The 16,358-nt window shown below is 67.9% G+C and carries 14 protein-coding genes; 2 read left to right on the forward strand and 12 right to left on the reverse strand.

Going from position 1 to position 16,358, the window contains the following annotated elements; translation table 11 throughout:
- Position 1: 1 nt before the first annotated feature.
- The 12 genes from ACEI37_RS00170 to ACEI37_RS00225 all read right to left on the reverse strand — a co-directional run bounded on the left by ACEI37_RS00170 (position 2) and on the right by ACEI37_RS00225 (position 13,874).
- Positions 2–1,552, reverse strand: a complete 1,551-nt coding sequence (locus ACEI37_RS00170) for an FAD-binding oxidoreductase (protein ID WP_373376769.1) — start codon at positions 1,550–1,552, stop codon at positions 2–4.
- Positions 1,549–3,228, reverse strand: coding sequence for an FAD-dependent oxidoreductase (locus tag ACEI37_RS00175; protein ID WP_373376770.1), 1,680 nt, complete (start codon positions 3,226–3,228; stop codon positions 1,549–1,551). Before ACEI37_RS00175 ends, ACEI37_RS00170 begins: the two co-directional genes overlap by 4 nt.
- Before the next feature lie 18 nt (positions 3,229–3,246).
- Positions 3,247–4,797 carry an FGGY family carbohydrate kinase gene (locus ACEI37_RS00180; RefSeq protein WP_373376771.1) on the reverse strand — a complete coding sequence of 517 codons (1,551 nt, stop codon included), beginning with the start codon at positions 4,795–4,797 and terminating at the stop codon, positions 3,247–3,249.
- The gene (locus ACEI37_RS00185) at positions 4,794–6,257 is read right to left on the reverse strand and encodes an MFS transporter (RefSeq protein ID WP_373376772.1); all 1,464 of its coding nucleotides are present in this window, start codon (positions 6,255–6,257) and stop codon (positions 4,794–4,796) included. Before ACEI37_RS00185 ends, ACEI37_RS00180 begins: the two co-directional genes overlap by 4 nt.
- Before the next feature lie 150 nt (positions 6,258–6,407).
- Entirely contained in the window at positions 6,408–7,775 is a 1,368-nt protein-coding gene (locus ACEI37_RS00190) for an NTP/NDP exchange transporter (protein ID WP_373376773.1), read from the reverse strand.
- A gap of 8 nt (positions 7,776–7,783) precedes the next feature.
- A complete protein-coding gene (locus ACEI37_RS00195) occupies positions 7,784–8,701 on the reverse strand; it encodes an aldo/keto reductase (RefSeq protein WP_373376774.1) in 918 nt (305 codons plus the stop codon).
- An 85-nt stretch (positions 8,702–8,786) separates the two neighbouring features.
- A complete protein-coding gene (locus tag ACEI37_RS00200; protein ID WP_373376775.1) occupies positions 8,787–9,167 on the reverse strand; it encodes a type II toxin-antitoxin system VapC family toxin in 381 nt (126 codons plus the stop codon).
- A complete protein-coding gene (locus ACEI37_RS00205) occupies positions 9,164–9,370 on the reverse strand; it encodes a type II toxin-antitoxin system VapB family antitoxin (RefSeq protein ID WP_373376776.1) in 207 nt (68 codons plus the stop codon). The genes ACEI37_RS00200 and ACEI37_RS00205 overlap by 4 nt, the downstream gene beginning before the upstream one ends.
- 206 nt (positions 9,371–9,576) lie before the next feature.
- The gene (locus ACEI37_RS00210; protein ID WP_025581515.1) at positions 9,577–10,938 is read right to left on the reverse strand and encodes a GntP family permease; all 1,362 of its coding nucleotides are present in this window, start codon (positions 10,936–10,938) and stop codon (positions 9,577–9,579) included.
- A 128-nt stretch (positions 10,939–11,066) separates the two neighbouring features.
- Entirely contained in the window at positions 11,067–11,459 is a 393-nt protein-coding gene (locus tag ACEI37_RS00215; RefSeq protein ID WP_012355941.1) for a RidA family protein, read from the reverse strand.
- 52 nt (positions 11,460–11,511) lie between these two features.
- Positions 11,512–12,966: an amidohydrolase family protein gene (locus ACEI37_RS00220; protein WP_373376777.1), complete on the reverse strand. Its 1,455-nt coding sequence runs from the start codon at positions 12,964–12,966 to the stop codon at positions 11,512–11,514.
- A gap of 2 nt (positions 12,967–12,968) precedes the next feature.
- A complete protein-coding gene (locus tag ACEI37_RS00225) occupies positions 12,969–13,874 on the reverse strand; it encodes a MurR/RpiR family transcriptional regulator (protein WP_373376778.1) in 906 nt (301 codons plus the stop codon).
- A 230-nt stretch (positions 13,875–14,104) separates the two neighbouring features.
- Between ACEI37_RS00225 and ACEI37_RS00230 the strand changes: the two genes are divergently transcribed.
- Both ACEI37_RS00230 and ACEI37_RS00235 read left to right on the forward strand, forming a co-directional pair.
- Positions 14,105–15,373 carry an amino acid deaminase gene (locus tag ACEI37_RS00230; protein WP_373376779.1) on the forward strand — a complete coding sequence of 423 codons (1,269 nt, stop codon included), beginning with the start codon at positions 14,105–14,107 and terminating at the stop codon, positions 15,371–15,373.
- Positions 15,374–15,386: 13 nt separating this feature from the next.
- Complete coding sequence (locus ACEI37_RS00235; RefSeq protein ID WP_373376780.1) at positions 15,387–16,322, forward strand: sugar kinase; 936 nt, start codon at positions 15,387–15,389, stop codon at positions 16,320–16,322.
- Positions 16,323–16,358 lie beyond the last annotated feature (36 nt).

Here is a 16,358-nt window from a genome sequence, read left to right on the forward strand (position 1 = left end):
ATTACTTCGCTTCATTGGCGAGCCGGTCGCCGAGACCCAGCTTGCCGGGGTTCAGGAGATGCTGCGGGTCAAGTGCCTGCTTGACCGCCGCCAGCAGCGGGAGCGCCGTATCCAGCGACGACGCCATATAGGGTGCGCGCAGCAGCCCGATGCCGTGGTGGTGGCTCAGTGCCGCATTGTATTGGATCAGCACCGCATTGGCCGCATCCCACGCCTGGCGATACCATTTCTGGCGGTCCTCCAGCGCCACCTCGCCGCGCAAGGAGAAGTACAGGCAGGCACCGTCGACGTAGGCATGAGACTGGTGCGCGGAGCCGGCGAGGGTGCCCGGCACCGCGTTGATCGCCTTGACCACGTCGGCGTAAATTGCAGCCAGGTCGCGCCAGGGGCCGCACATTTCCAGCGTGTCGGCGACAAAGCCGGGGCTGCGCTTGAAGCCTTCGGCGCTCTTGCCGGTCAGGTAGCGGGTGTCGAGCCAGCGCTCGAAGATGGCGGCGCTGTCGAGTTCCTCGCCGAGTTCCCGGCACACGCGTTCGCTGATGGTCATCACCGCATCGACCATCTCGTGCGCACCCTCGTCGGCGACCAGCAGCACATTGGTGTCGGGCAGGCCGAACTGCACGCCGCTTTCCAGCGCGTCATAGAGGCGCAGCGCGGCCGGATTGGCGCCGCGCTGCATGATCTCGCGGCAGGCGTCCAGGCCGATCGCGAAGCTGCTGAAGCCATAGGCGATGGCGCGCCCGTAGTCGGGCAGGCGATGCAGCTTCAGGCGCACGCGCACGATCACGCCCAGCATGCCCTCGGAGCCGATGAACAGCTGCTGCAGGTCCGGGCCCACAGCCGCGCGCGAATAGCCGCCCACGGTCACCAGCCTGCCGTCGGCCAGCACTACGTCCATGCCGAACACCATGTCTTCGATCTTGCCGTAGCGCGTGGACAGCTGCCCGGCGCCGCGGCAGGCAACCCATCCGCCAACCGTGCTGATCGCGTACGAAGATGGCCAGTGGCCCATGGTCATGCCGAATTCGCGCTGCACGGTCTGCTCGAAGATATCGCCGAACATGCCGGCTTCGACCTCGACGATCTGGCTTTCCTTGTCGATCCCGACCAGGCGGTTGAGCGCGCACACGTCGAGCACGATACCGCCGCGCACGGGCAAGGCCGCTCCGGTCACGTTGCTGCGTCCGGCCGACACGGTGACCGGAATGACGCCCGCGCTGGCGATGCGCATGACCGCCTGCACCTGTTCGACGCTGGAGACGCGCACGATGACAGCGCGCGGCGTGGCGGGCTTGCCGGCGGTCTCGGTGATCATGGAGCCGGCCCACCAGTCGCGGGTCCATGCCACCACATCTGCCGTTGCGGTGAGCACTTCGTCGGCAACCTCGCGCAGGGCTGAGAGCGCCGCGGCGCTGACCTCGACCGCATCGCGTTGCAGGCCGGGTGCATCCGGGGTGTCGCGGATATTCGCTGCGTACCCGGGGGGCGTATGGGCGCCAATGACGTATTGGCCGCGGTTGTAGCCGCGTTTGATGGCTTCCTTGCTGATCATGCTGAGTCTCCCATAAGGACGGATTTTTCATGCGCGACGGCGGCGAGGTATTCGCTGACCTGCTGCGCCACGGCGGCTTCGGACAGGCCGAGTTCGGCCTGAAGGATCTGCCCCACCCGTGCCGCGGCGCGGGCGGAGGCATCGCGTGCCATCAGGCGTGCGCGGATGCGTCGTGACAGGATGTCGTCGACCGTGCCGGCGAGCTCGTGGCGCGCGGCATAGACGATCTCGGCTTCGGTATAGGGCAGGCCCTCGACGATTGGCCTGGCGAGGGCGGGATCGGCGTGCAGGATGTCGCTGACGAAGCGCGCCTCGGTGCCATAGCGCTCGCCCAGGTGCGCTGCCATGCCGCCGGACGCGACGATGGCCTGCGCGTCATAGCCGGCCGCGCCGAGCAGGTAGGCCGATCGGGTCCGGCACTTGCCGCGCTTGCCGATGACCTTCTGCGCCGCGTCGATGGTTTGCTCGGCCATGTGTCGCGAGGTCGTAAGCTTGCCGCCGACAATGGTGACAAGCCCGTCGTGCGCGGTATGGATTTCATGGTCGCGCCGGATTTCCAGGGTCTTGCCGCCGGGCGGCGCAACCAGCGGGCGGCAACCCGCGATGCTGCCCACCACGTCCTGCGGCGACAGGTCGACCTTCAGCGCGGAGCGCGCGCCCTCGAGCAGGAAATCCAGTTCCTGGCGCGTGCACAGCACGTTGTCGAGGTCGCCGTCATAGTCTTCGTCGGTAGTGCCGAGATAGGACACATTGCCCCAGCGCGTGATGGTGGCGCGGCGGCTGCGGCCAGGCACCGGGATCGTCACGGTGCAGTCGTTGCGGATCTTCAGCCACGGGATGGCAACGTGGACGCCCTTGGCCGGGCGTATATGCAGCGTCCTGGCTTCGCCCGGATTGCGGCCGGTCCAGTCACGCAGCCAGACGCCAGTGGCCATGATGACCGCGCCCGCGCGCACGCGGATCTCGCGCTCGCCGGCGTGGACGATGGCGCCATCCACCTTGCCGTGCCCGTCGCGCGTGATCGCGGTGACGGTGGCATGGTTGAGCACGGCCGCACCGTGGAATGCTGCCGTGCGTGCCAGGTTCAGCGTCAGGCGGGCATCATCGACGCGCGCGTCGAAGTACAGGTAGCCGCCGGTCAGGTGTTCCTCGTTGAAGGTCGGGCAGTGGGACAGCACCTCCGCCTTGGTCAGCTTCTGGTGCAGGATGCCTTCGCGCCATCCCCCGGCCAGGTCGTAGGTCCAGAGCAGGCTCTCGAAGGCCTTGGCGAGGCGCTTGTCGAAGACGCCGTTGCGCTCCATCACCGGGAACAGGAAGGGCAGCCGTTGCACCAGGTGGCGCGCATTGCGGCGCAGGCGCTGGCGTTCCAGCAGCGAATGGCGCACCAGGCCAAGGTTGCCCTGTTCGATATAGCGCAGGCCGCCGTGCACCATCTTCGACGACTTGGACGAGGTCCCCGCGGCGAAGTCGCTTTTTTCGACCAGCGCCACGCGATAGCCGCGCAAGCTGGCATCAAGCGCCGCGTAGGCGCCGGTGACGCCGCCCCCGACCACGAGTATGTCGAAGGCATCCGTCTCCAGGCGGTCGAGCAGTTGTTCGCGCACCAGCCGCAACGGCTCCGTGCCGGTCATGGCGGCACGCTCGCGGTTCGCGCTGCGGGAGGGAAAAATCACCATGTCTGTGGTTGCTCCGGGTTAATAGGTCTGAGTGCGCGTCCCGGCCGGCTTGGCCGCGAGCGCATCGGCATGGTCGAGTTCGGAGGCCACGCGCGCCTGCCAGTGCGCACGCCGCTGGGCACGCTGATCGGCGCTGATCGCTGGCTCGAATACCGCCTCGGGCGCGGTGGTCGAGCGCGCCCGTTGCATCGAGTCCCACAACAGGCCCGAAGCGCCGGCAAGGTAGGCGATGCCGCGCAGGCTGGCGCGGTCAGTCTCTTTCATGCGGTGGACGGGAATGCCGCTGAGGTCGGCCTGCATCTGCAGCAGCGCATCGCTGCCGGACAGCCCGCCGCCAACTACCAGCGCCGACACCGGCATGCCGGCAATGTCCTGGTTCGCGTCGATGCATGAGGCGACGGACTGCGCAATGCCTTCCAGGATGGCAAAGGCCATCTCGGCGCGCGTCGTTGCCATCGAGATGCCGCTCAGCGCCGCGCGCGCCTCGGGCTGCATGCGGGGCACGCGCAAGCCAGTCAGCGCCGGGATGAAGGTCACGCCCGCCGCTGAGGCCACGGTGCCGGCCAGCGCGCTGATCTGCCTCGCGTTGTCGAACCAGCCCAGCTTGCCGCAGACCCAGTCGAGCGCCGAGCCGGTGGTCGCGACGAAGGTTTCGACCGAGAAATGCGACACGCCCTGTTGCCGGCGCGCCGTCATGGTCAGGGTGCTGTCCGACATGCCGGTGCGTGCCGGCAGCTGCGGGCCGACGATCAGGTCGACGAAGCTGCCGGTGCCGTGCAGGCACATCGCCTGGCCGGGATCGAGGCATCCCAGGCCGACGGCCCCGGCGAGCTGATCGCCCGCACAAGCCAGGATCGGCACGTCGAGCCCCAGCACTTCGGGCCGGGTTCGGCCAAAGTCGTCAGCATCCTGGCGCAACCCGGGCAGCAGTTCGCGCGGGAAGCCGAGCGCATCGATCCAATCGAGCTGGTAGCGGTGTTCCGTCAGCACGTAGGCGTTGCAGGACGTGGCATTGGTCGGCGTGGTCTGGCATGCGCGCGCTGTCGACAGGTGCCATAGCAGCCAGGTGTCGATGGTGCCGAAGGCCAGCCTGCGCGCACGGAAGGCTTCGGCTACCGCCGGTGTGTCGCGCAGGTGCCGCGCGGCCCACAGGTATGGCGAGCGAACGCCGCTGGGGCGGCCGACGGTCTGGCGCAGGATCGGGTCCCAGGCCGGCGCAAGCCGGTTCAGTTCGGCCGCATAGCGCGTGTCCTGCCACACCATCGCGGGTACCAGCGCGCGCCCGGTGCGGGTGTCCCACAACACCGCGGTCGCGCGCTGGGTGGCGACGGCGAGGGCGACGACGTTGAGGTGTTCGCCGGCCGCCTGGGCCAGCGTGGCGCGGCAAACCGCGAGGGTCTGCTCGAGCAGGGCGTTGGCGTCCTGCTCCACCACGCCGGGGCAGGGACTGCGGATCTCGAGCGTGGCGTAGTGAAGGCACTGCACATGGCCGTCGGCACACACCACCGCGGCCCGCGTGCCCGAGGTGCCTTCATCGATGGCAAGGATGACGTCGTTGCGCTGGGTCATGGCCGGGCCTTTTCGATGACGGGGTGCATCAGGGCCGACGCGTCGGCGATATCGCCCTTGAACTGCGGCGCATCCGCTTCGTTGTCGGGATGGATCGTGGTACGGGTCGGGTCCCAGCGGATCGAAAAGCAGACCAGGCTGGCCAGCAGCGGCACCACCGACAGGATCAGGAAGGTGGTTTCCAGCCCGTACCGCGCGCGGAACAGCGGGAATACCAGCAAGCCCAGCGCCGCGCCGATGGCGCCGAGCGCGCCGATGATGCCGTTGGCTCCCGCGCGCAGTTCGCTGCGGAATGACAGGGACGACAGGCTCTTGCCATTGGCGCCGGGCCCGGCAGAGTGGAACAGGATGAACAGCGACGGCACCACCACGGCCACCCACATCGGCATCTTGCCGTTGAACAGCCCCAGGATCAGCAACATGGCGCACACCGCCGCAAAGCCGAATGCCGAGGCACGGCGCAGCCCCAGCGTGCGCCCGACCAGCGGCGACAGGAAGCCGCCCACAATGCCGCATACGTTGAACACCAGCGCGCCGATGGTCGCGTAGACGAAGTCCTTGCCGAACAGCGCCGCGCTGATCAGCGGCAGGTACCAGCCGATGGCGAAATACTGGATCGACTGACCGATCTGCACGGTGGCCGCGAGAATGGTGCGCGGCAAATAGGTGCCGCGGAAGATCAGCAGCACGTTGGCCAGGCCGCGCCGCGCCTGGTTGAGGACGCGGATCCGCTCCGCCGGCGGTGCGGCAACGAATGCGCGCCCGTAGATACGTGTCATGGCGCTGGCGGCGGCCTCCAGCCGTTCCTTGCGCGCCAGCCAGGTCGGGCTCTCCACCAGGAACAGGGCCTGCAGCAGCAGGATGGCCACGCCGAATACTGCCGTGGCGGCGACCGAGTAGCGCCAGATCGCATCGCCGACGTCCCACGAGTAGAACAGCAGCGCGAGCAGCAGGTTGGCGCAGACCGCCGTGTACCACATGCCCTGCCACGTGTTCAGCCGGCTCTTCAGCTTTACCGGGGTGAATTCCGCCAGCACGGCCATGGCGATGGCAAAGTCGATGCCATAGGCCGCGCCGACAAAGAAGCGCCCGGCCAGGATCACCTCGAATCCAGGCGCAAACACCACCAGCAGCGCGCCGGCCACCGCCAGGATCTTGGCCAGGATCAGCGGACGGACACGGCCCCAGCGGTCGGCCATCCAGCCTCCAATCGGGTTGAAGGCAATGGCCACCCACGATGCAAACGACGTCAGCAGCGCAACGCTGGCGGGCGCGAGCTGGAGGTCGCGCGTCATCGGCCCGAGGCCTGCGCTCAGCGCTGAATTGGAAAATGCGTCGAGGAACAGCCCGCCCAGGGCGAGCCACCAGATGACACCGGCCCTGCCGCGTATTCCGGGGCAGGAATCGATATAGGCAATGACATCATCGATGCCACGAAGCTTGATCGCAGAGGATTGCACGGCGGTCTCCTTTTACTTGTTCTGTAAGAGGCCGCGGCAACCGCAAGGCGCGAAGAGACCATCTTACAGATGGTCTCTATCTGGATCTGTGGGACCAATGTATGACTTCGCAGGGGGGGCGTCAACCGGGAAAACCCTTGATGATTGGGACTAGCGTGCCGGCACATTGCGCGTGGCATGGCCGTGGCTGGCATCTTCCGGCTCAAGCTGCCCCGCATGCCGCCGCCCCAGCCACCAGCCCAGTCCCGCCCAGACCACCGCGAGCAACGCGCCCGCCAATGCCACCGTCGCCGGATGGCCGGACAACGCATCGATCGCGGTCTTAACCCAGGCGCTGACTGCATCGCCGGCGCGGTAGACGGCGGTGTCGATGACGTTCTTGGCCTTGTACTTGGTCTCGGCATCGACGACGGTGAACAGCATCTCGCGGCCCGGGCGCAGCAGCGCATATTCCCCGACGCGCCGCAGGATCATCACGCCGGCGAGCACGCCGAAGGTGGGCAGCAGGGCCAGCACGACGAAGCCCGCGGCGACGGCCAGCGGGACCGCGGTCAGCAGCACGGTGACACCATAGCGGCGCGCCATGCGGCCGGTGAAGAACAGCTGTACCAGGATGGTCAGCGCCTGCACCACGGCATCCAGCGCGCTGAACACCTGGGTCTGGCGGGTGCGCTCGGGGAAGGCCTCGGCGACGAGCCGCGCCTGCTCGAAGTAAAGGAAAGTGCTGGCGGTGGCCAGCAGGATCACGAACAGCGCGATGCCGAGCAGGTAGCGCGAGCGCAGCAGCAACGACAGCCCGGCCAGCAGCCCGCCGCCGATCGGATTGGCCGGATCTTGCGTCGCGCTGGCAACGGGCTGGTCCGGCAGCCCAACGCCGGCGCCGGCACGACGGCGCCAGCCGAACAGCCAGCCCACGCCCGGCAGCGTGGCGGCCAGCAGGGCGGCCGACAGCAGCATCAGGCCGGTCAGTCCGATGTGCGGCACCAGCCAGCCGCCCAGTACCGGCCCGGCCAGTCCGCCCGCGCTGGCGCCGGCGGCCAGCAGCGCGAACAGGCGGCGCGCCTGCTCGGGCCGGAACACATCGGCCATCAGGCTCCAGGCCACCGACACCACGAACAGGTTGAATACGGACAGCCACACGTAGAACACGCGCGCCAGCCAGACGTTGTCGGGCAGGGCGCGCGTGGCCAGCGCAAAGGCCAGCAGATTGGCAATGAAGAACGCGTATACCCACGGCACGAAGCGGCGCCGCGGCAGCCAGGCGCAGACCGCGCCGTAGATCGGGATCGCAGCCAGCATCACGACAAAGGTGGCGGTGAACAGCCACTGCAGGTTTTTCACGCCGCCGGCGATGCCCATGGTCTCGCGCACCGGGCGCAGCATGAAGTAGCTGGCGAACAGGAAGAAGAAGAACAGGAAGCCGGCCACCACGGCGCCGGCTTCGCCGCTGCGCACGCCGAAGCCGCGCCGCAGCCGGGCCAGGCTGCCGGTGGGTGCGTCGCGCGCGGGCTCGTCCACGGGGCGGCTCAGCGCAGCAGCGCCGCGATGCGCTCGCGCTGGCCGGGGTCGGGCATGCGGCCGAGCGCGGCGCCCAGGTTGTCGGCCATGTTGCGCGGCTTGGAGGTGGCCGGGATCGCCGCGGTCACGGCCGGATGGCTGACGACGAACTTCAGGAACAGCTGGCCCCATGAGCCGCAGTCAATGTCGCCGGCCCATGGCGGCAGCGGGCGATCCTTGACCATGCGGAACAGGCGGCCGTCCTGGAACGGCCGATTGACCAGCACCGCCACGCCGCGCGCCTCGCACAGCGGCAGCAGCGTGCGTTCGGCATTGCGCTCGCCCACCGAGTAGTTGATCTGGACGAAATCCACACGCTCTGCGCGCACGATCCTCTCCAGCGCCTCGTGGGCGTCGTCGCGGTAATGGGTGATGCCCAGATAGCGGATCCGGCCCTGTTCCTTCAGCTCGCGCAGCCAGCGCAGGTTGCCCTGCCAGTCGATCAGGTTGTGTATCTGCAGCAGGTCGACCTTGTCGACGTGCAGGTCAGCCAGCGACCGTTCCCATTGCGCCTGCGCCGGTGCGCCGGAACGGGCCGAGATCTTGGTGGCGAGGAAGACCCGATTGCGCGCATTGGCTGCCCGCAGCAGGTCGCCGGTCACGGCTTCGGCGCTGCCGTAGCTGGGCGCGGTATCGACCACCGAGCCTTCGGTCCGCAGCAACAGCCCCATGACCTCCGCCAGCGGCTTGCGTTCGTCGGGGCCGGTCCCGACGTTGAAGGTGTCGGCGGTGCCCATGCCGATCACGGGCAGGGCTTCGGTGGTGCCGGGAATGGTGCGGCGCAGGGGCGCGGCAACGGTGACGGCATGGGCCGGCGGCGCTGGCCCGATCCCGGTGGCGGCCAGTCCGGCGGCCAGGGCGAGAAATGAGCGACGGTCGATCGACATGGGAGGGTTTCCCGGCGAGTCACTGACTGGTTGACCTTAGGCGGTGGGCCCGGCCAAGTAAACCGTTGCGTGCGCGGCGGAAGCCCTAGTGCAGGCGAGGACGATATCCCACGCCAAACCGGACGGACAGGGCGCTCAGGCGCTGGTCCAGCGTCCACAGGCGGGCACCGGGGGTGATCAGGGTCGAAGCCAGCAAGGTGACATCCACCAGGCCGCAGCCCAGCCCATACAGTTGCTCGCGCTCCACCAGTGCGATGACTTCTCCCGGCGTTGCCTGCCTGGCCGCCTGCAGTAGCCCGATGTCGCCGAGCGTCTGTGACCGGGGCGCCGGGGGCGTGCCGCAGGCCAGTTCGGCCACGACCAGGGGATGGGTCAGCACCTGGTCCGCCTCCATCAGACGGATCAGGGCGTCATTGCGCTGCCGGAAATGGCCTACCCACACCGAGGTGTCGACGAGCACGTTCATTTGACGTCGGGCTCGGGATTGCGGCGCGGTACCTCTTGCATGCCGGGCGCTGCGCCGCCAAGGGCCGCGAGGCGCTTGGCGGCCTGCACCCGAACGAAAGTCTTGATTGCCTCGCGAAACAGGTCTGCCTTGTCCATACCGGGGTCCGCCATCTCCAGTGCTTGCTCATACAGGGCGTCATCGATCGTGACTGTGGTGCGCATCGCAGGCTCCTTGAATCAGTTTTGATGTCAATGTGCATCAAAAAAGGAATCAAGGCAAGGGCAATCGCTTGCCGAGCCGGGCGCCGTCGACACGCTTGCAGTATTGGCTGCCGGTACCAGGGCGTCGATGAGAGATGTCGCATTCCGCGCGGGGCAGGCATGGTGCCGGAGCCGCCCCGGGGCGGCCCCGTCGGCCCGGTCCGTCGTCAGATCAGCGTGGCCAGGCCCAGCGTCAGCAGCAGCGCCACCACCGAGATGATGGTTTCGCAGACCGACCAGGTCTTGAAGGTCTGGGCCACGGTCATGTTGAAGTACTCCTTGACCAGCCAGAAGCCCCCGTCGTTCACGTGCGACAGGATCAGCGAGCCGGCGCCGGTGGTCAGCACCAGCAGTTCCGGGCGAGTGCCGGGCACGCTGGCGGCAATCGGCGCGACGATGCCTGCGGCGGTGGTCATGGCAACCGTTGCCGAGCCCGTGGCGATGCGGATCATCACCGCAACCAGCCAGCCCAGCACCAGCACCGAGACATTGGCGCCGGTGGCGACGTCGACGATGGCGGTGGAGATGCCCGAGTCGCGCAGGATGCGGCCGAAGCCGCCGCCGGCGCCGACCACGAGCGTGATGATGGCGGTGGGCGCCACGCACTCGTTGGTGAACTTGAGGATGGTTTCCCGATTGAAGCCGCGCGCCTTGCCGAAGGTGTAGAAGCTCACCAGCGCGGCGATCAGCAGCGCCATCACCGAGTTGCCGATCAGCTTCAGGAAGTCGTTGGCGAAGGTCTTGGGCGTGGTGAACAGGTCGGCCCAGCTGCCGATCAGCATCAGCACTACCGGCAGCAGGATGGTGAACACCGTGATGCCGAAGCCTGGCAGCTCGTGCGATTCCTTGACGCGCTCATCCTCTTCGGTGAACTGCTCGGCCAGCGGATTGTATTCGGGCAGCTTGACGTAGCGGTCCATCAGCCGGGCGAACAGCGGGCCCGCCAGCGCCGCGGTCGGGATGCCGACAATCAGCGCGTACATGATGGTCTTGCCGATATCCGCGCCGTAGGCGGTCACCGCCAGCAGCGCTGCCGGATGCGGCGGGATCAGGCCGTGCACCACCGACAGGCCGGCCACCATCGGAATGCCGACCAGCACCATCGACGTGCCGGTGCGCTTGGCGACATTGAAGGCGATCGGCACCAGCAGCACGAAACCCACTTCGAAGAAAACCGGCAGGCCGACGATGAACGCGATGGTGGCCATGGCCCAATGGACGTTCTTCGCGCCGAAGAAATCGATCAGCGTGTTGGCGATGCGCTCGGCGCCACCGGACTCGGCCATCATCTTGCCCAGCATGGTGCCCAGGCCCACCACCAGCGCGATATGGCCGAGCGTGCCGCCGACACCGGCTTCAAAAGACTTGACGATCTCGCTCATCGGCATGCCCACGGCAAAGCCGAGCAGCACCGAGACGACGACCAGGGTAATGAACGGGTTGAGCTTGTAGCGCGCGATCAGCACCACCAGTGCGATCACGGCGATCAGCGCATACACCAAGAGCGTGGTTCCGGTGACGGCACCCATATTGTCTCCTTGCGTGGAAAAAGAGCCGCCTGTGGCGGCGGCAGAGGTTTGGCTTTCTTGTTTTCTCTCCCGCTTGCGGGAGAGGGGAGCCAACAGGCAGGACGCAGTGGCTCAGTCAGGCAGCGGGCTCAGGCGGCCGGCTTCTTGTAGGCGATACAGTCGACCTCGACCTTGCAATCCACCACCATGCTCGACTGCACGCAGGCGCGCGCGGGCGGGTTGGCGCCGAAGTATTCCTTGAAGATCTTGTTGAACGAGGCGAAGTCGCGGGTGTCATCCAGCCACACGCCGCAGCGCACGACATGCTCGGGTCCGTAGCCGGCCTCGGCCAGGATTGCGAGTACGTTCTTGATGGCCTGGTGGGTCTGGGGCACGATGCCGCCGTCGATGACCTCGCCGTTGACCATCGGCACCTGGCCGGAGACGTAGAGCCAGCCATCGGCCGCGACCGCGCGGGCAAAGGGCATGTGCTGGCCGCCGGTACCGGTACCGCCTTCGACGCCGAATCGTTTGATGTCCATGGGTACTCCTGGAATGAGTTGGATAGGGGAGGGAAGCGGCGGTGCGTGCGGGTCAGTCCGCACCGCGGGGCAGGAACCGGCCGGCGCGCACGCCGGTGCTCTGGCGCTGCTGCCATGACAGCTCGCCGTTGACCCAGACCGAGGCAATGCCCTCGGCCGGTTGCATCGGATCGGTAAAGCTGGCTGCGTCGCGAATGGTGGCGGCGTCGAACAGCACCAGGTCGGCCCAGTAGCCTTCGCGCACGAAGCCGCGCTCGCGCAGGCCGAAGCGCTCGGCCGACATGCCGGTCATCTTGTTGACGGCCACGGTCAGCGGAAAGAGTTCGCGGTCGCGCGCGTAGTGGCCCAGCACGCGCGGGAACGCGCCCCACAGGCGCGGGTGCGGCAACGGGTCGTTGGGCAACCCGTCCGAACCGACCACCGTGGCCGGATGGCTCAGGATGCGGTCGACGTCGGCGTCTTCCATGCAGTGGTAGACCGCGCCGGCGGGCATCAGCCTGCGCGCGGCTTCGTGCAGGTCGACCTGCCATTCCGCGGCGATGTCGGCAAGCAGGCGGCCGCCCATCTCCGGCGCGCCTTCGGACCAGGTCACCATGATGTCGAAGTCGCCGGTAACCTGCTTCAGGTCGAGCGTGGACGAGCTGGCGGTGTACGGATAGCAGTCGCAGCCGACCGGCTGCCAGCGCTGCGCGCCGTCGAGCGCGTCCAGCACTTCGGTGCTGCGGCCCCAGTTGGCCACGCCGGCGCATTTCAGGTGCGAGATCACCACCGGTACGCGCGCATGGCGGCCGATGCGGAAGGCCTCGTCCATGGCCTCGAGAATCTCGGCGAATTCGCTGCGCAAGTGCGTGGCGTAGAGCGCGCCGGCCTTGGCCAGCGGCTCGGCCAGCGCCAGCACTTCCTCCGTCGGCGCGCTGAAGGCGTTGGCATAGGCCAGGCCCGTCGACAGGCCCAGCGCGCCGTGCTGCAGCGCTTCTTCCAGCTGCGCGCGCATCGCCTCGATTTCCTGCGGCGTGGCGGCGCGGTCGAAGCGGTCCATATGGTTGCTGCGCAGCGCGGTATGGCCCACCAGCGCGGCAACGTTGACCGCGGGCTGGGCGGCCTCGACCGCATCGACATAGGCCTTGAAATCCGGGTAGCGGAAGGCGTCGGCATGGCCCAGCAGGTTCATCGGGTCGGGCGGATCGCCCGCCAGCGTGACCGGCGCGGCGCTGATGCCGCAGTTGCCGACCACCACCGTGGTCACGCCCTGCGACAGCTTGGGCGTCATCTCCGGCTGGCGCACCACGTTGGTGTCGTCGTGCGTATGCACGTCGATAAAGCCGGGCGCGAGCACCAGGCCATCGCCCTCGACCACGTGCGCGGCCGCATCGGGGTCGATCGCGCCCGGGGCGTCGATGCGGGCGATGCGGCCATCGCGCAAGGCCACGTCGGCCAGGCGCGCCGCCGCGCCGGAGCCGTCGATCAGCGTGACGCAGCGGATCAGGGTATCGAACAGGTGTGGCATGGTCAGTCTCCCAGCGGCTGGCGGCTGTCGGGGCCCTTGCCGGGGCCGCTGTCGCCGCGGTGGCTGTCGAGCACGTACTTGAGCCGGCGCAGGCGCTCCTTGCTCTGGTCCGGCTGCAACAGTGCGCACTGCGTGGCCAGCACGTCCAGCACCATCAGCATGGCGTAGCGCGAGGCCGATGGCTTGAAAATGAAATCCGTCTCCAGCGTGCGCACCGGCAGCAGCACCTCGGCGCGCGCCGCCAGCGGCGATCCCAGCGCGGTCACGGCCACCAGGCGGGCGCCGTACTCGCGCGCGATATCGCAGCTGGCCAGCATCTCAGGCACGCGGCCGCTGGCCGAAAAGGCCAGCACCACGTCGTCGCGGCCCAGCGTGGCCGCCACCATCTTCTGCAGCAGCGCATCCTGGTAGCTGGCCACCGGCTGGCCCAGGCGTGCCAGGCGGTGGCGCGCTTCATCGGCCATGAATGATGAGCCGCCGCCCATGCCAAAAGCGTAGACCATGCGTGCGCCCAGCAACAGGCGCGCGGCCTGCTCGATGCGCTGCGTATCGAGCAGCCCGCGGTTGGCTTCCAGCGCGGTGAGGATGTCGGCGTGGATGCTGTCGGCAAGCGTGGCCGGCGCGGCTTCAGCGGCGGGAACGTTGCCGGGCTGCAGGAAGCGCGCGCCCACCGCCGCGGCCTGGGCCAGGCGCAGCTTCAGGTCGCGCACGTCGCGGCAGCCGATGGCCTTGGCAAAGCGCGTCACGCTGGCCTCGCTGACGCCGGCCTGGCGGGCCAGTTCGTTGATGCTCGCCGCCGCCGCGCCGGCCAGGTCTTCCAGCACAACCTGCGCCACCTTCTGCTCGGCCAGCCGCAGCGCGGGGCCGCGCTCGGCGATGCGGGTCAGGATGTCGAAGGGGGCGGTCATGGTCGGTGATGGGGGCGAGATGGCGAAGCGGGTTCGAATCGTTATGTGACGAAATCTGCTGTCCGCGCGGGCAGGGGCTATAACAGTGACTGGCGCCTGATGGTGAGCGCCCTTCCTGGTACCGCTCGGTTGCTGCCGCAGCGTCGTGTGTTACTTTATAACAGGGATGAAATATCTTATTTTCAGGGCTATCATTACGTCAATCAGATTTTTTCAGGGTGACGACAGGCATGCGTGAAATAAAGTATCAGGCTGGTGTGATCGATCCGCTCAACAAGGCGCTGGGCCGGATGGAGGCTCCGATGGCTCCGGACGCTGCTGGCCAGACCGGCTGGAATCTGTTGCAAGAGGAACTGAGCCTGCCGGCCGCGGTGCTCTATGAAGACCGGCTTGCGCACAACCTGGAATGGATGCGCCGCTTCATGAACGAATACGGCGTGCAGCTGGCGCCGCATGGCAAGACCACCATGGCGCCCAAGCTGTTTGCCAGGCAACTCGAGGCCGGAGCGTGGGGCATCACCCTGGCCACCGCGCACCAGACCGCAGCGGCGCATGCGCACGGCGTCAAGCGGGTGCTGATGGCCAACCAGCTGGTCGGCCGCCGCAATATGGAAATCATCGCGGACCTGCTGCGCGATCCGGAGTTTGAATTCTTCGCGCTGGTGGATTCGGCAGACCTCGTCGACCAGCTCGGCAAGTTTTTCAAGGAGCGCGGACAGAAGCTGCAGGTGCTGCTCGAACTGGGCGTCGAAGGCGGGCGCACCGGCGTGCGCGACGACGCGCAGCAGCAGGCCGTGCTCGACGCGCTGGCGCGCTGGCCCGACGCGTTGTCGCTGGCCGGCGTGGAAATCTACGAGGGCGTGCTGAAGGAAGAGGCCGATATCCGCCAGTTCCTGCAGCGCACCGTGGCGGTGACGAAGCAGCTCGCCGCGCAAGGCCGCTTTGGCCGCAGCCCGGTGGTGATGTCGGGTGCGGGCTCGGCCTGGTACGACGTGGTGGCCGAGGAATTCGCGCGCACCGACATCGGTGCGCCGATCGACATCGTGCTGCGCCCGGGCTGCTACCTGACGCACGATGTGGGCATCTACCGCGCCGCCCAGCAGCGCATCCTGGCCAGCAACCCGGTCGCGCAGAAGATGCGCGAGGGTTTGCTGCCGGCGCTGCAGCTGTGGGCCTATGTCCAGTCGATTCCGGAACCCGACCGCGTCATCATCGGCATGGGCAAGCGCGATGCCGCCTTCGACGCCGGCATGCCGATCCCGGCGCGCCGCTACCGTCCCGGTGAAGAAGCGCCGGTGGACGTGCCCGCGCATTGGGAGGTCACCGGCATGATGGACCAGCACGCCTACCTGCAGATCCGGCCGGGCGACGACATCCGCGTTGGCGACATGATCGCCTTCGATATCTCGCACCCGTGCCTGACCTTCGACAAGTGGCGCCATATCCCGGTGCTGGATCGCGACCTGCGCGTGATCGACATCGTGCAAACCTTCTTCTGAGGCAAACAGCCCCATGAGCATCGACATCCTGGCCTATGGCGAGCCGCTGGTTGAATTCAACCAGCAACCGGACGATCCGTCGCGCTACCTGCAGGGCTTTGGCGGCGATACCTCCAACTTCTGCATTGCCGCTGCGCGCCAGGGCGCGAGCACCGGCTATATCTGCGCGGTCGGTGCCGATACCTTCGGCGAGCGCCTGCGCGCACTGTGGAGGCAGGAGCGGGTCGACACGCGCCACGTGCATGTCGACGCCGGGGCTCCCACCGGTGTCTACTTTGTCTCGCACGACAGCCACGGCCACCGCTTCGACTACCTGCGCGAAGGCTCGGCCGCAAGCCGCTACCAGCATGAACAGCTGCCGCTCGGCGCGATTGCGTCGGCGCGCTACCTGCACCTGTCGGGCATCAGCCTCGCCATCAGCACCAGCGCGTGCGATGCCGGCCTGGAGGCGATGGAGCACGCGCGCAAGGCCGGCACCAAGGTCACGCTCGACACCAACCTGCGGCTGCGCCTGTGGTCGCTGGCGCGCGCGCGCGGCATCATGCGCGAAGCGTTCCGGATGACGGACGTATGCCTGCCCAGCTGGGACGACATCACCGTGCTGACCGGGCTGGACGACCGCGATGCCATCGCCGACTACCTGCTCGGCTGCGGCATCGGCCTGGTCGCGCTGAAGCTGGGGGAGGAGGGCTCGTACATCGCCACGCCCGAGTCCCGCAGCCTGGTGCCGGCCTATCCGGTCAAGCCGGTCGACGCCACCGGCGCGGGCGACTGCTTCGGCGGCAGCTTCGTCGCGCGGCTGGCCGCGGGCGCCGACCCGTTCGAGGCCGCGCGCTATGCGAACGTTGCGGCAGCGCTGTCGACCACTGGCTATGGCGCGGTGGCGCCGATTCCCGATGCGCAGACCGTGCTGGCGCGGCTGGCGCAATCGGTATCGGTGATCGCCTGAGCCGCTGCCCAGCCTTGATGTTTTCCTGAACCCATA

The sequence above is a fragment of the Cupriavidus nantongensis genome (genome assembly GCF_041726985.1).
In the GTDB taxonomy this organism is placed as follows: domain Bacteria; phylum Pseudomonadota; class Gammaproteobacteria; order Burkholderiales; family Burkholderiaceae; genus Cupriavidus; species Cupriavidus nantongensis_A.

What these genes read in the sequence shown, in the direction of transcription:
- ACEI37_RS00180 (WP_373376771.1), bottom strand. Translation starts at nt 4,797, where the DNA reads ATGACCCAGCGCAACGACGTCATCCTTGCCATCGATGAAGGCACCTCG.
- ACEI37_RS00210 (WP_025581515.1), bottom strand. Translation starts at nt 10,938, where the DNA reads ATGGGTGCCGTCACCGGAACCACGCTCTTGGTGTATGCGCTGATCGCC.
- ACEI37_RS00235 (WP_373376780.1), top strand. Translation starts at nt 15,387, where the DNA reads ATGAGCATCGACATCCTGGCCTATGGCGAGCCGCTGGTTGAATTCAAC.
- ACEI37_RS00215 (WP_012355941.1), bottom strand. Translation starts at nt 11,459, where the DNA reads ATGGACATCAAACGATTCGGCGTCGAAGGCGGTACCGGTACCGGCGGC.
- ACEI37_RS00230 (WP_373376779.1), top strand. Translation starts at nt 14,105, where the DNA reads ATGCGTGAAATAAAGTATCAGGCTGGTGTGATCGATCCGCTCAACAAG.
- ACEI37_RS00205 (WP_373376776.1), bottom strand. Translation starts at nt 9,370, where the DNA reads ATGCGCACCACAGTCACGATCGATGACGCCCTGTATGAGCAAGCACTG.
- ACEI37_RS00220 (WP_373376777.1), bottom strand. Translation starts at nt 12,966, where the DNA reads ATGCCACACCTGTTCGATACCCTGATCCGCTGCGTCACGCTGATCGAC.
- ACEI37_RS00175 (WP_373376770.1), bottom strand. Translation starts at nt 3,228, where the DNA reads ATGGTGATTTTTCCCTCCCGCAGCGCGAACCGCGAGCGTGCCGCCATG.
- ACEI37_RS00170 (WP_373376769.1), bottom strand. Translation starts at nt 1,552, where the DNA reads ATGATCAGCAAGGAAGCCATCAAACGCGGCTACAACCGCGGCCAATAC.
- ACEI37_RS00195 (WP_373376774.1), bottom strand. Translation starts at nt 8,701, where the DNA reads ATGTCGATCGACCGTCGCTCATTTCTCGCCCTGGCCGCCGGACTGGCC.
- ACEI37_RS00200 (WP_373376775.1), bottom strand. Translation starts at nt 9,167, where the DNA reads ATGAACGTGCTCGTCGACACCTCGGTGTGGGTAGGCCATTTCCGGCAG.
- ACEI37_RS00225 (WP_373376778.1), bottom strand. Translation starts at nt 13,874, where the DNA reads ATGACCGCCCCCTTCGACATCCTGACCCGCATCGCCGAGCGCGGCCCC.